Below are 14280 nucleotides of genomic sequence, written 5' to 3'. Positions count from 1 at the left end.
AAACTCGCTAAAAAAAGGAAACCTGCAGTCTGTAACTTTTGTTGTAGCGGGCGTGGAAAGCAAGATGTACGTAGAGGCAAACCCGCAATTTAAAACTTTGAATGTCTACGACGGCGATAAACAGCGAATTAATCATCGCGAAAGCAAGGAGGAAAAAAAGACTGAGTCAAAGCAGAAAGATAACAGCCAGAGTAATAACGATGATGAGCCCTCTCAGAAGGAAAAGAACAGTAACTCCCGTTCAAAAAAAGCGGGCAGATCGGTTTAAGGCTCTGCAGTAATAAGGATAAGCTATGTCTTCTGAAAACAATAGAGTAGAAAACGAGATAAAATTGTGGATATCCAAGGAAGAAAAATTAAAATTTTTATTTCAAAACAGCCCACCGATAGAACGCTCTTTTGGCATAGAGAAACTGAAATTTTTTAAGATGCTGCTTTATAAATATAAAAAGACTAAAGCAGTAGACGAAAAAATAACTTTGAGATTTCTTAAGCATGAATATAATAAACTGAGGCGTCAGGTCTATCCCAATATCATTGAGCGGCTTTTAAATGAAGCGCTTAGTGCTGTTGTTTTTGAAAGGATAGATAAACGTGATTATGTTAGAGATCTCGAATTAAACAAGAAGACTTTAGAGGAACAGCTTATAAAAAGCGGTTTTCATGAGGCTTATGGGAAAGCATTGGAACATATGCAGGAACAGCAGTTAAATTTTTCTGTGCCCGTTTCTTATCACATCTCAGAAAATGAAAGACTTGAACATTCACTGCAATTTGTAAAAGATGCACAGGGGGCTTACCAGTTTGATGGATTCAGATCTATTCTTCATACAGATTCGTCGCCATCTAGCCGCAGTACGCACTACTTTAAGAATGAAAAATCTGAGAGCTTTAACGCTGCAGAGGCATACGAAATGCTTGCAGGAAGAGCAGTTCTGAAGGGCGGAACCTGGAAACAGTTTAACTTCTACGATAAAGATCTTAATGACAATTATCGGATGCATGAATTTCCGGAAGCGTACGGATATAACGTCAGCAATGCTTTAAGAGCAATTCCTCTTAAAAATGATGACTATGAGACATTCGAATCCTTGGCCGATTCTTTGAAAAAGGGCAGGAGGGAAGAAGCAGTACTTCTGATTCAAGGGAGAGAAATGAAAGTTTTTTTGGAAGCAAATCCACGCTTTAGGACCTTGACTTTTTATAACGACAGGATGCAGAAAGTTAGTTTGACAGAAATTAAAAACGGCTGTAAAATTAGTCCGCTGCTAAAACCACAGCAGAATATTGAGACTCAGACCGCAAAAAAGTCGCATCACATGTGATGTTTATATATCTTATATAGTTATGGAAAATCTTAAACTTTTATCGGGATTTTTTCAGGCAATTGACAAGGACTTCAGAATAGGCACAACTCACATTGCAATTTTTGCTGCCCTGCTTCAATTTCGCGCAAACAGAGGTTTTATAAACCCAATACAAGCATACAGCATCGAAATTCAAAAGATTGCCAAAATTATGTCACCTAAGACATATCATAAGTGCATGCGTGAATTGCATGAATACGGATACCTTTTTTATGTTCCAACGAAAAATAAAAATAAAAGGAGCAGCATTTATTTCATTTAGAATCATAAATAAAGATGTTATGGAAGAAATTGTTACAAAGGAAGATCTAAGGCAGTTTGGTCTTCTATTACTGGATAAAATACAAACTATATTTAAAGAAAAGAATTCTCAGCAAAAAGAATCGTCAGATCCAGAGTGGTTAAAAAGTAAAGCCGTCAGGAAACTGCTTGATATTTCAGCAGGTTCAGTTCAGAATCTTAGAACAAGCCAAAAAGTCCGTTTCAAAAAAGTGCTTGGCTCGTACTACTACAATAAAGAAGATCTTCAAAAACTATTTGATGATGATAAAAACTAAGAGATTAAAAGAAAGTTATATAATGAGTTATCTGTCAATGTATAGTAATGATCCTAAACTGAATGTTTGGCATCTATCAATTTTGACAGCAATACTGGGATTAGGGTATAGGCAGGGCCAAAGAAGAAGGATTAAAGTCAGCCGAAGTAAAATTATGGAGATGTCACATGTGAATACGCTGCCGACTTATCACAAGTATTTTAAACAGCTTCAGGATTTAGGATACATTAAGTACACCCCATCTTATCATCCAGGATATAAAAGCGAAGTTAAGTTGTGTAAAAAGAGGCTATCTCAACATTTGAGATAGCCTCTTTTAAGTTTAAATATATTTTGAAATTATTTATTACGAAGAAATGTTGTATTTCTTTTTGATTGCCTGAATTTCCTTTTCGAGCCTGCTGAGAACCGCCAAATCAGGCTTAGACATTTTGGAGCCAGTTTTATTGAGTTTTTTATTGAGAATAGACATTTCACGTCCGATTGTGGCCTGCTCAGTTATAGCATATGCCTCAGTCTGTTTTACCGATGCATGACCCAGCAGTTCTTTAACTACATTAATAGGGACGTTGTTATTTAGGGTTACCGTGCTTCCGAAAGTCCGACGGGCCATATGCGTGTTGAGCGTAAAAGGAAAACCGCACAATACTGCAACTTCTTTCAGATACTCGTTCATCTTCTGATTTGAAGAAACTGGAAGGACCGTACCGCGCTGAATACAGAGAGGATGGTCTTTATACTTTTCAACTATTTTCAGTGCCTGAGGAAGAAGAGGGACATTAAATGATGAATTGGTTTTCTGCCTTTCAGACATAATCCACAGGTTTCCGTCAATACCTTTTTTGATATCAGTCTTTTTTAATTGGTATGCATCGATGTAAGCCAGTCCGGTGTAGCATTGGAATACAAATACATCCCTTACGACATTAAGCCTGTCAGTTGTGAAATAATGACTTTCCAGTTCGTACAATTCCTGCGCGGTGAGCGGTTTTTTCACCAGTTTTGTTTTACGTCCCTTAAAGTTCTTAAATGGATCCTTTGTGATTATTTCCTTATCGATGGCGCGGATGACAATCTTTTTGAAATTTGCAATATACTTTAGGGTGGTGTTGTTGCTGCAGTCGCGTACAGTTCTAAGGTAAAACTCGAAATCCTTTACAAACTCAAGATTCAAATCCGCAAATTCAAGATCGTGCTTTTTAAGCTTGAATTTTATAAACGCAGTCAAATGGTTTTTAGTAATGGTAAACCGGTCAAGAGTGCCTTTTGCATAGCCTTTTCCAAGAAGCGCCTCCATTTCATCATTGTGTTTTTGAAATTCTTCGAGCACCTTAATCTTTGGCGCTGTCCTTCCCAGAACCTCGTCCATAATTTTCTCAGCGGTTATGGTTTTGCCGCTGTACATCATTTCGGTTTTGATTTCATTGATTTTTAAAGTCAGCGAATCCAAAAAGAAGTTCAGTGACTTTGCATCTTCCTTTGAGCCGACCGCTCTTTCGAACCTTTGATCCCATCGTGTATTATCCCATTTTCTCTTAGTTGAGCTTTCCTTACGGATACCGTCAACAGTTATTCTGAAATATACGATCCATTCTTTACTTTCTATTTTGGGTCTTTTTAAAAAGAATCCCAAACCAAAACTGCTTTCCAACATAATCCTACTTTTTAAATTAATAAATGTAGAATAATATTACTGTCAAATCAAGTCGTTAATCTCGTTAACCCCTGTAATATATGGGATTTTTGCTGTTTCTGGTGCACTTTTCTGCGCACTGGAAAGTGCACCGATTCTGCACCTTTAATTTTGTGAGCATTTATAAATATTGAAAATAGGCCATAAAGCAAAAAAGCCAGTAAATCCGATGATTTACTGGCTTTAAGACATTTTTTAAGGCTTTTTGAAAAGATTGAAAACTTTAAGTTTTTCGGATTTTCGGCCTTTCCGTGGGGAGAGCAGTATTGAAACCTAAGAGGATCAATTTAACATGTTAAAGATGTTAATATGGCTTTACTTGGAATGATGCATCCTTTTTATTGCATCACTATGTTTCGCGCTGATAGAGCATAATGAATATAACAGTAAGATTTTAGAAGATATAAAAAATAGGAGTATAGTTTCTTTTTTATGATCAGGGAGAATTTCTTTCTAATTAAAAAAACTTAGTTTATTCAGAAATTAAGTCTGTCTCATATAAAGTTTAAAAATGATTGGCTTTCAGAAAAGAAATATGTTATTTTGTGAAATAAAATAATTACTTTGTTCCATATTTGTAMCATTATATTGTAATGTATTGGTAATCAGTTATTGTTATTTTTGAAGAAGTAAAATAATTTTTACTTCGTAAAGACGCACTGCTGTGCGCCTCTACTATATAATTAGGAAAAACCGGACTAGAAATAGTCCGGTTTTTTTATGGGATTTAATTTTTATGAAAAAGACGATACCAAAAACTTCTCTTTATAGCAATAGCACCACCAACAACAATTGTTTTACAATTATCAGTTTCTAATTCTATAGCACCTAAGTTGATTGATTTGAATGCTGTAGTGGAATAATTAATGTATCCGGCTTTACTAATTAATATCCTGTCGTTTTTATTTGTTTTTATGCAAAATCTTCCATCTGCATTAGGGTGAAATATTTGGTTTTTATCATAAATGAGAATATCTACTTCTTCGAAATTTGGATTTGTTTCGTCCAGAAAAATTTTTCCTTCAATTTCTATTTCGGTAATGTTACTATCTGTAGGAATGGTATCCTGTATTGCTTTTTTATCAGTTTGTTCTATTATTGGTTTACCTTGTGCTTTTGCAGCTTGGCTTCCTAATCCTAAAAATGCAATTACTGAGGCAGCTGCAATCATCCAAATCGGTTTTTTTTCTTTGGGAAGAACTAAAGTTCGATCCAATTGTGATGTTCTAAATCGACCACATAAATGCTCATTTTTATTATATTCCAGAAGAATTTCTCTATCTGAAGCTTTTGTAAAATCAATGACATTTTTTTGACAACTACTGCAGAATTTACCTTTTTCAGTTGGCGACATTTCAAGCCAATTTTCATGACAGGGTTCCGGAATTGAGATTCTTATTTTATGAATCATTCGTTCAATTTTAATTTTTCTAATAAAAATAAAAGATCTTGATTCTTATAAAAGTAAGTATTATTTTGAATTATCGCAGAATGATTTCTTAAAATGAAAATTATTATTTATTGAAATTATTTCTTCAGAATGAGGTTTCCCGCAAAAAAAATAGATTTTTTAGTGTTTAATTTGAAAAAAAATAAGCCAAAACCAAAAAGCACAAATTATGAAGAAAATTTTAAGCATCGGATTGCTCTCATTGTCGATTTTATTTGCAGGTTGCAGTAGCGACGATAATGATGATAACAGCGGCGGTAACTCCATTTCGGCTACTATAAATGGTAAAGAATGGAAGGGGACCAAAATTAATAGTGTAACACTAATTAAAGTAACCAGTGAGAAACAGCAGCGTTTTGATATTAATGTTCAGGATGACTCGCAAATGCTGTCATTGGCCTGTTCCAGTGATTTAACAACTGCTGATACAATGCCGCTAAAAGCTTATAAATTTGATGAAGAAAATGATATAATTGACGCATTATTTATTAATACTTATTTGATAGAAGGTAATACTTATACGGAACATTTTGTTAAAACGGGAACAATAACCATAACTTCAATGGATGCTTCTAAAAAAACTGTATCAGGGACTTTTAATTTTACAGCGGAAAAAGTGGGGATTTTACAAACTAAAATAATTACACCTGATGTTGTTGAAGTAAAGAACGGAGTATTTACAAATGTACCTTATAAAGTACTGACTACGCCATAAGTATTAAGTAAACCGACTTAGAAATGACTCGGTTTTTTTTGAATTTTAATTATGTGTTAAACCCGACAGTTTCTAAAACCTGTCGGGTTTGTTATTTGGTTAAGGTTATGAATTAAGTTTTGGACCTGTTTTGTCTTATTTATTTTAGGTTATAAAAACGTTGATTGTATTCTATGATATTTATGTAAAAATGACAATTGTCATTTCGGGTTCAGAATCTTTTTCGTAATATTACTATATAATTCGTTTTTGAATGAGAAAGATAAAATACAAGAAAGGGCGCAAGCTTCAGCATATCACTTTAGAGTATACAGGATCACATAAAGAACATAAAACTGAAATGCAGCTTTTTGTTTATGACAATGCCGATGTTATTGAATATGATAAGTTTACGGTTTTGGCATTAAATACCTGCATTGATTATACTAAAAACAATTGGCTCAATATTCACGGTTTAAATAATATAGATTTACTTAAAACTGTTGGAGCGCATTTTAAACTCGACGATTTTTTATTGGCAGATATTTTAAATACCAGTAAAAGAACGAAACTGGAAGAACAGGAAAATGTTCTGTTTTTTAATATAAAATCACTTTTACCTTCTGAATATTCTGATAATATAAGTGTAGAACAAATTAGTTTTATTTTGAAAGACGGAATTCTGATTTCTTTTCAGGAAAAACGAAGTGATTTTTTCGCACATATTCGGGAACGACTTCGCACTCATGCAGGAATTGTGAGAACTAAAAAAGTAGATTATTTACTCTATTTATTGTTAGACGCCGTAATGGAGAATTTCTATATTACGATTGAAGATGAAGAAGAGAAAATAGAAGAATTAATCAATTTAACTAAGAAAGGCGCTGATCCTATTATTTTAGAAAAAATTGAAAATCACCGTGATAATTTTAATTTTTTAAAACGATCTATAATTCCGCTTCGGGATTCTTTGTACTATTTGAAAACAATTAAAGACGATGATACTTATAACGGAATCCAAAAAGAGACTTTTAGCTTTTTTATCAGATTGCATCAAAAAAGCTTAGAACTTTTAGAACAAATCGAATCCGATATGAGTTCATTAGAAAGTGCTTCAAACTTTTATTTTTCGGAACAAAGCCGAAAAATGAATGAGATTATGAAAACCCTGACTATTATTTCTGCAATTTTTATCCCGCTTACTTTTATTGTTGGAGTGTACGGAATGAATTTTGAATATATGCCTGAGCTACGTGCTCGAAATGGCTATTTTATTGTCATGGGAGGAATGGTCTTATTGGTTATTGCATTGATTATATATTTCAAAAAAAGGCGTTGGTTTTAACATTGGTTTCTCTATTAAAAAATACGATTTAAAGTACATTTGTTTAGTTTCAAAACATAAATTATGAGTAAAGCGATATATATAGCTACAAGCGATCAAAATAGCGGAAAATCAATTATAACACTTGGTTTGATGAGTATTTTGATTGGTAAAACGGCTAAAGTAGGTTATTTTAGACCTATTGTAGAAGATTTTGTAGATGGAGAATTAGACAATCATATAGAAACAGTTCTGTCTTATTTTAATCTGGATATTAAGTTTGAAGATGCGTATGCAATTACCAAAAGCAAATTGATCAAGAAGAAAAATAAGGGAAAAATAGGAGAAGTTTTAGACTTAATTATTGAGAAATATAAAAAGCTTGAAGAACGTTTTGATTTTGTTTTGGTAGAAGGAACAAGTTTTACAGGCGAGGGAACTTCAATTGAATTAGACCTGAATGTTTTGATTGCCAAAAACCTCGGAATTCCAACGATAATAATCGGTTCTGGAGTTGGAAAAACATTAGAAGAATTGGTAGATAGTTTATATCTGGTTTATGATTCTTTTAAAGTAAAAGATGTTGAAGTTTTATCTGTCGTGGCAAATAAAGTTCAGCATGAAAACATAGAATTAGTTACACAAGGATTGCAAAAAAGTTTACCAGGTAATGTTTTAATCAATACGATTCCATTAATTTCGAGTTTGAATAACCCAACGATGCAGGAAATTGTCAATCAGCTTGACGCGAAAGTATTGTTTGGAAGCGCTTATTTAAACAATGAAATTGGGCATTTTAGCGTTGGAGCGATGCAATTGCATAATTACTTAGTTCACTTAAATGACAATGCTTTGGTGATTACACCCGGAGATCGTTCAGATATTATTTTGGGAGCTTTGCAAGCCAATGAATCGGCCAATTATCCTACTATATCAGGAATTATCTTAACTGGAAATATTGTTCCGGAAGACAGTATTTTAAAACTTATCGAAGGACTTTCTGCCATTGTTCCGATTATTGCCGTTGATGGCGGAACTTATAGTATTACCAATAAAATTGGTTCGATCAGATCAGAAATTTACGCGAACAATACTCATAAAATTGAAACATCAATCAGCACTTTCGAAAAGTATGTTGCGATGGATGAATTGTCTGAAAGATTAATCACTTTCGTACCAGAGGGAATGACGCCAAAAATGTTCCAGTACAATATGGTACAAAGAGCAAAACAGCACCGTAAACATATTGTCCTGCCGGAAGGAAATGATGACAGAATTATCATGGCTGCTTCAAGATTATTAGACATGGATGTGGTTGACATTTCGATAATTGGAGATAAAAAACAGATCGAAAGTAAAGTTGCAGAATTGGGGATTACATTCGATTTTTCGAAAGTAAATATTATCAACCCAAAAGAATCTGATCTTTATGAAGATTATGCCAATACGTATTATGAGCTTCGAAAAGCCAAGAATGTAAGTATCACAATGGCAAAAGATTTAATGGAAGACGTTTCATATTTCGGAACTATGATGGTCTACAAAGGTCACGCTGACGGAATGGTTTCGGGAGCGGCACACACTACTCAACATACGATTTTACCGGCATTACAATTCATTAAAACTAAGCCGAATTCATCTGTAGTTTCCTCAGTATTTTTTATGTGTTTAGAAGATAGGGTTTCGGTTTTTGGCGATTGTGCTATTAATCCAAATCCAACAGCAGAACAATTGGCAGAAATCGCAATTTCATCAGCCGAATCAAGTTCAGCTTTTGGAATCGAGCCTAAAATTGCGATGCTTTCTTATTCTTCAGGAGCTTCCGGAAAAGGAGATGAAGTAGATAAAGTAAGGGCTGCTACAGAAATTGTAAAACAAAAGCGTCCCGATTTAAAAATAGAAGGACCAATTCAATACGATGCTGCGGTAGATAAAGTAGTTGGAAAAAGTAAAATGCCGGATTCTGAAGTGGCAGGGCAGGCGAGTGTACTTATTTTCCCTGATTTAAACACCGGAAACAATACGTATAAAGCCGTGCAAAGAGAAACCGGAGCTTTGGCTATCGGACCAATGTTACAAGGATTGAATAAACCTGTAAACGATTTAAGTCGTGGTTGTACCGTAGACGATATTATTAACACAGTTGTAATTACAGCAATTCAGGCGCAAGGACTTTAATCAATTATAAATTGTTAATTATAAATTATTAATTATGAGTTTTGCGTTATGATTTAGTACTTAAAAATCCGTTTTTATCTTTGTCTTCACGATAGTGAATCCCTTTTATAAGCGTCAAAAAATTAGAAATACAGATCACAGATACAGTAAAAAAAATTAAAAACTTAGCGACTTAGTGCCTTTGTGGCAAAAACATAAACAATGAAAATATTAATTATAAATTCAGGAAGTTCATCAATAAAATATCAATTAATGGTTATGCCAACAAATGAAGTAATTTGTTCCGGTATGATTGACAGAATTGGTTTAGAAACTTCAAATGTAACATTCAAAACTTCTTCAAATACAATAGAAGAAACATTACCGATTCCAAATCATAAAGTTGGTTTGCAAAAAGTAGCCAATATGCTATTAGATGCAGAAAAAGGAGTAATAAAATCGACTTCTGAAATTGGAGCAGTTGGTCATCGCGTGGTGCATGGCGGAAGTGATTTTAGTGATACTGTAAAAATTGACGAAAATGTAAAAGCAAAAATTAAACAGCTTTTTGAATTGGCGCCATTGCATAATCCTGCGAATTTAGAAGGTATTAATGTAGCTGAAGAGATCTTTAGTTCAGCAGAGCAAATTGCCGTTTTTGACACCGCTTTTCATCAAACAATGCCGGAAGTTGCTTATAAATATGCGATTCCAAATTATCTTTTAACAGAAAATAAGGTTCGTGTTTATGGTTTTCACGGCACGAGTCATAAATATGTTTCAGAAAAAGCGATTGAAAATTTAAAAAGTAATTCAAAAATAATCACCATCCATTTAGGTAATGGCTGTAGTATGGCAGCAATTAAAGATGGAAAATGTATTGATACCACAATGGGTTTTTCGCCTTCAAATGGCTTGATAATGGGTACACGCTGTGGTGATATTGATCAGTCTGTAGTTTTTTATATGATAAAGAATTTGGACTATACGCCGGATGAGGTAAATTCAATTTTATTAAAACAAAGCGGTATGCTTGGGCTTACGGGTTATAGCGATTTACGTGATATTGAATCAGAAGCTGAGAAAGGAAATAAAGATTGCCAACTTGCATTGTTTATGAATGCTTATAGAATTAAGAAAACAATTGGATCGTATACAGCAGCTTTAAATGGTTTGGATGCTATTGTTTTTACTGCGGGAATTGGAGAAAACTCTTCGCACATACGTAAATTAGTTTGTACAGATATGGATTATTTTGGTATTGAATTAGATCAGGAAAAAAATCAGATTCGTTCCAAAGAAATCAGAGAAATTAATACACCAAATTCAAGAACAAAAGTTTTGGTAGTGCCAACAGATGAAGAATACGAAATTGCAAATCAGGTTTATCACTTACTTCAAAACTAAATTTTATTAAAGAAGTAATGCATAAAATAATAAATTCAGTATATAAATGGCCTTAACAAAAACTTCGTTTACAAATACTGATATAGAAGCTGTAAAAAGCAAAAAAAAGAGTAATTCAAAAATTAGAATTTGGATCTCATTTTTTTCATTTTTAATTCTCCTAATAGTTTATTTGAGTTTAGGTTTTGATACTTCAACGTCACCTTTTGATTTTTTTAAAATAATTGTAATTGTAATAAACGCATTTCTTATAATAAGTGCACTTAGAGATACAAATTATAATACTGATTTAAGTGAAAAGCAAAAATATATTGGCCTGGTAAAGGTAAAGAAGAAAGAATATTTCTATGATAATGATAATAATAGCGAATCGCATATCATTAATTTTGATGATTGGAGAATTGGAGAAAAATCATTTAGAGAAGAATATTGGAATAAAATAAATGAAGGTGATGAATTTTATGTTGAACAAGCCACAAATTCAGGTGTTGTTTTTAGATTAGAAAAAGAAAATATTGATTTTAAAATTGGACTCGTTTTTTAAAGCATTAAAATATTTGTAAGATTTGTTTTTAAGCAGAAATTATGCTAAAAAAGCTTCTCAATCGAGGAGCTTTTTTTAGCTATAAAAATTAAATATTTGTCAGTATCTTTGAATATAAAATATCATATTTTGAGATCGATACTTATAAAAACATTCTTCTTCTTTTTCATTGCTTTTCAAGTTCAGGCACAAGAATTACTTCCTTTTGTAGAAAATTATAATAAATCAGATTACCAGGGCGATAACCAAATTTGGAATGTCGTTCAGGGAAAAGATAACGCCATGTATTTTGCCAATAACCATTATTTACTAAGATATGATGGTGTTCTTTGGGAAAAATATTCTTTGCCTAATAAAACCATTATTAGATCAATCCTGATCGAAGGCGATAAAATTTATTCTGGTTCTTACAAAGAATTTGGATACTGGTATAGGAAAGAGGGTAAAATGCATTATGTATCGATTACCAAAAACCTCCGTTTATTTGATGAAAAAGACAATGAAGAAATCTGGAAAATTTTTAGATATAACGGATCATTGTATTTTCAATCTTTTAATGATGTTTTTATTTATGATGGCAAACACATCAAAAAAATCAGATTTCCGTTTTTAATATCGTACTGTTTTGTAGTAGACGATAATCTTTATGTTGCTTCTGTCGAAAAAGGTATTTTTAAGATGGATGGTTCCCGAATTGCCAATCCAAAAGGATGGGATGTATTAAAAAAGACTGTCGTTCATGCCATCGAGAAGTACCAAAACCAGACCTATGTATTTACACAAAAAAAAGGAATTTTTATTCTGGAAAACGGAAGTTTGAAACCTTGGAACAATCCTTTGAATGAAACTTTTAAAGCTGCTACAATCAATATTGCAAAATTTATTAAAAACAATAAATTGGTTGTTGGAACTGGTAATCGAGGTGTTTTTATTTATGATTTCAATACAAATGCCTATCAGAATATCGATCGAAACAATGTCTTGATGAACAACTCTGTTTTAAGTATTGGTTTTGATAAAGAAAATGACCTATGGCTAGGTTTAGATAACGGAATTGCTCATGTAGAAGTGAATTCTCCAATATCATTTTTCTATGATAATTCCGGAATTTTAGGTTCTGTTTATTCCGTTGCAACTACAAATAAAGGATATTTAATTGCTTCAAATCATGGTATTTATGAATTTTATTCAGGCAAATTTAATATGCTGCCCAATACTCAGGGACAAGCATGGAATATTACCAAAATTGATAATAAATATATTATTGGTCATAATGATGGAACGTTTTCTTATGACAACGGTTCTTTGGTTAAAATAAATAATAAAAGTGGCGGTTGGAATTTATCAAAAAGCAGTATCAATAACACTTATTTTCAGTCTACCTATAGCGGCGTTATATTATATGATAAACCGTCAGATCTAACAAAGGCTAAAGTTATAGAGAATCTTTCGAAACCTATTAAATATGTAGCGCAGAATAAAAAGAATGAAATTTGGGCTGCCGATAATTATCGCGGATTGTATCGTGTTTTATACGATGATAATTATAAAACTAAAAAGGTAGAAAACGTTACCCAGCAAAGCAAAATAAAAAATGATTTTGGAGTTAAGATTTTTGAATTCCGAAGCGAGATTCTTTTTCTAATCAATAATAGATGGTACACCTATAATTCCCTTAGTAATAAATTAGAAGAAAATGAATTGTTCAATTCTAATTTCAAGAATATTACAGATGTAGTATCAATTGATGAAGATCATTTTATGGTACTTCAAAACGGAATATTGTATCATATCTATGCAGACGGAAATAAATTTTTATGGAATATTATTCAGGAGAAGTATTATAAAGGAAAATTGATTAATGATAATCTTAGGATTTTTAAAACTCAAAATCATTATTTATTGAATCTTGATGATGGATTTATTTCGCTTCAGCTAAAATACGAAAACAAGCAAAATTCAGATGTTAAAGTAGAAGCATTCAATGAATCAAATTTAGTATTGAATGATTCTGAGATCAAATTCAATACCGAATTAAAGATTAATGTAATTTCAGGAATTTATGGAGCGAGTAAACCTAATTTATTTTATAAACTTAATAGTAGTAATGAATATACTCCGGTTTCTGATGGACTAATCGTACTGAACAATTTAAGCAGCGGCTATCATTCCATTACTATTTTTAATCATAATGGAGCCAATTATGAAAAAGTAGCAAATTTTGATTTTAAAGTTGCTGAACCGTGGTATTTTTCGATTTGGATGATTGTATTGTATTTGTTTGTAATTGCAGCAGTTTTGTTTTTTTATTACAAATGGAATAAACTTCGATATATGCAAAAATTAAAATTGCAGGCAGAAGAGTTAAAACATCAAAGGGAAATCCTTGAAATGGAATTAAAGGCCGAAAATGAATTGAATGTTCAGGAATATGAAAAACACATTCTGGAACTTGAGCTACAGACAAAATCATCTGAAGTTGCTGGAAAATCATTGTCGATTGCGAAACAAAGTGAAATGATTGACAACATTCAAAACATTCTTGATTCAGAAAAAGATTTCAATAAGCTGAAAAGTGAAATCAAAAAGGCAATTAAGATTAATGAAGTCAATAAACACGAATGGGAAATTTTTGAAACAAACCTGAATCAAATCCATAATGAGTTTATTATAAATCTTTCTAAGAAATTTCCAAACCTTACTCCAAAAGATATAAAACTGTGTGTTTATCTTAAAATGAACCTTTCTTCAAAGGAAATTGCGCCCATGATGAACATCTCATTTAGAGGTGTAGAACTACATCGTTATCGCCTCAGAAAGAAGCTAAATCTTTTACAGGAAGATAATCTGTCGAAATTTTTACTTAATATCTAATTTCTATTACCGAATTTTGGTTATATTTTATTTTTTAACCACTTTTTTTACGGTATTACAATACATCATTAGTACATCATAACGAAACGTTAAGAAAGTAAAATTAACATTTAGAAGCTTGATTTGTAGTTATTTATACTTATAATTTAACATAATGATGTGTCTATGTTGTAGTGCTTTTGATGTACTACAACGTTGTAATTGTTTAATTTG

The 14280-nt window shown here is 32.3% G+C and carries 10 protein-coding genes and 1 pseudogene; 9 read left to right on the top strand and 2 right to left on the bottom strand.

From position 1 onward, the window contains the following. From EAH81_RS25805 to EAH81_RS25790, 3 genes and pseudogenes are all read left to right on the top strand, one after another. Positions 1 to 268, top strand: a pseudogene (locus EAH81_RS25805) (hypothetical protein); the annotation flags it as partial. 25 nt (positions 269 to 293) lie between these two features. Beyond that, positions 294 to 1325: a hypothetical protein gene (locus EAH81_RS25800; protein WP_140511865.1), complete on the top strand. Its 1032-nt coding sequence runs from the start codon at positions 294 to 296 to the stop codon at positions 1323 to 1325. A gap of 323 nt (positions 1326 to 1648) precedes the next feature. Continuing rightward, positions 1649 to 1924, top strand: a complete 276-nt coding sequence (locus EAH81_RS25790; protein WP_140511863.1) for a helix-turn-helix domain-containing protein — start codon at positions 1649 to 1651, stop codon at positions 1922 to 1924. 346 nt (positions 1925 to 2270) lie between these two features. Here EAH81_RS25790 and EAH81_RS25780 read toward each other — a convergent pair whose 3' ends face one another. After that, positions 2271 to 3578, bottom strand: coding sequence for a site-specific integrase (locus EAH81_RS25780; protein ID WP_140511862.1), 1308 nt, complete (start codon positions 3576 to 3578; stop codon positions 2271 to 2273). Positions 3579 to 4344: 766 nt separating this feature from the next. Continuing rightward, on the bottom strand, positions 4345 to 5028 hold the full coding sequence (locus EAH81_RS25775; RefSeq protein ID WP_140511861.1) for a hypothetical protein: 684 nt from the start codon (positions 5026 to 5028) through the stop codon (positions 4345 to 4347). Positions 5029 to 5236: 208 nt separating this feature from the next. Between EAH81_RS25775 and EAH81_RS25770 the strand changes: the two genes are divergently transcribed. The 6 genes from EAH81_RS25770 (at position 5237) to EAH81_RS25745 (ending at position 14067) form a co-directional block, all read left to right on the top strand. Next, positions 5237 to 5782 (top strand): DUF6252 family protein, encoded by a 546-nt coding sequence (locus tag EAH81_RS25770; RefSeq protein WP_140511860.1) that lies wholly within the window; start codon positions 5237 to 5239, stop codon positions 5780 to 5782. Between the two features lie 253 nt (positions 5783 to 6035). Continuing rightward, positions 6036 to 7106 (top strand): magnesium/cobalt transporter CorA, encoded by a 1071-nt coding sequence (gene corA / locus EAH81_RS25765; RefSeq protein ID WP_140511859.1) that lies wholly within the window; start codon positions 6036 to 6038, stop codon positions 7104 to 7106. A gap of 63 nt (positions 7107 to 7169) precedes the next feature. Continuing rightward, the gene (gene pta, locus EAH81_RS25760) at positions 7170 to 9263 is read left to right on the top strand and encodes a phosphate acetyltransferase (protein ID WP_140511858.1); all 2094 of its coding nucleotides are present in this window, start codon (positions 7170 to 7172) and stop codon (positions 9261 to 9263) included. A 201-nt stretch (positions 9264 to 9464) separates the two neighbouring features. Continuing rightward, entirely contained in the window at positions 9465 to 10649 is a 1185-nt protein-coding gene (locus EAH81_RS25755; RefSeq protein ID WP_140511857.1) for an acetate/propionate family kinase, read from the top strand. 46 nt (positions 10650 to 10695) lie between these two features. After that, entirely contained in the window at positions 10696 to 11193 is a 498-nt protein-coding gene (locus EAH81_RS25750) for a hypothetical protein (protein ID WP_140511856.1), read from the top strand. Positions 11194 to 11322: 129 nt separating this feature from the next. After that, positions 11323 to 14067 (top strand): histidine kinase, encoded by a 2745-nt coding sequence (locus EAH81_RS25745; RefSeq protein ID WP_140511855.1) that lies wholly within the window; start codon positions 11323 to 11325, stop codon positions 14065 to 14067. Positions 14068 to 14280: the final 213 nt, after the last annotated feature.

It is taken from the genome of Flavobacterium pectinovorum (assembly GCF_006438875.1).
Classification (GTDB): Bacteria; Bacteroidota; Bacteroidia; order Flavobacteriales; family Flavobacteriaceae; genus Flavobacterium; species Flavobacterium pectinovorum_A.
Note: the sequence above shows the minus strand (reverse complement) of the source record. Positions and strands in the feature narration are given on the sequence as shown.

What these genes read in the sequence shown, in the direction of transcription:
- EAH81_RS25800 (WP_140511865.1), top strand. Translation starts at nt 294, where the DNA reads ATGTCTTCTGAAAACAATAGAGTAGAAAACGAGATAAAATTGTGGATA.
- EAH81_RS25790 (WP_140511863.1), top strand. Translation starts at nt 1,649, where the DNA reads ATGGAAGAAATTGTTACAAAGGAAGATCTAAGGCAGTTTGGTCTTCTA.
- EAH81_RS25780 (WP_140511862.1), bottom strand. Translation starts at nt 3,578, where the DNA reads ATGTTGGAAAGCAGTTTTGGTTTGGGATTCTTTTTAAAAAGACCCAAA.
- EAH81_RS25775 (WP_140511861.1), bottom strand. Translation starts at nt 5,028, where the DNA reads ATGATTCATAAAATAAGAATCTCAATTCCGGAACCCTGTCATGAAAAT.
- EAH81_RS25770 (WP_140511860.1), top strand. Translation starts at nt 5,237, where the DNA reads ATGAAGAAAATTTTAAGCATCGGATTGCTCTCATTGTCGATTTTATTT.
- corA (WP_140511859.1), top strand. Translation starts at nt 6,036, where the DNA reads ATGAGAAAGATAAAATACAAGAAAGGGCGCAAGCTTCAGCATATCACT.
- pta (WP_140511858.1), top strand. Translation starts at nt 7,170, where the DNA reads ATGAGTAAAGCGATATATATAGCTACAAGCGATCAAAATAGCGGAAAA.
- EAH81_RS25755 (WP_140511857.1), top strand. Translation starts at nt 9,465, where the DNA reads ATGAAAATATTAATTATAAATTCAGGAAGTTCATCAATAAAATATCAA.
- EAH81_RS25750 (WP_140511856.1), top strand. Translation starts at nt 10,696, where the DNA reads ATGGCCTTAACAAAAACTTCGTTTACAAATACTGATATAGAAGCTGTA.